Source organism: Bacillus cereus group sp. BfR-BA-01382 (assembly GCF_022663475.1).
GTDB lineage: Bacteria > Bacillota > Bacilli > Bacillales > Bacillaceae_G > Bacillus_A > Bacillus_A thuringiensis_S.
Genome location: NZ_JAKUFQ010000468.1, coordinates 1 through 208, shown reverse-complemented (window position 1 = coordinate 208; position 208 = coordinate 1). Strand labels below are relative to the sequence as shown.

Sequence of the window (208 nt, the reverse complement as noted above, 5' to 3'; positions counted from 1 at the left end):
GGCTTAGAAGCAGCCACCATTTAAAGAGTGCGTAATAGCTCACTAGTCGAGTGACTCTGCGCCGAAAATGTACCGGGGCTAAATACACCACCGAAGCTGCGAATTGATACCGATGGTATCAGTGGTAGGGGAGCGTTCTAAGTGCAGTGAAGTCAGACCGGAAGGACTGGTGGAGCGCTTAGAAGTGAGAATGCCGGTATGAGTAGCG

Annotated in this window: 1 rRNA gene; it reads left to right on the top strand. The window is 51.4% G+C overall.

What is annotated here, in order from left to right:
- Positions 1-208 (top strand): 23S ribosomal RNA (locus MR160_RS34735); the annotation flags it as partial.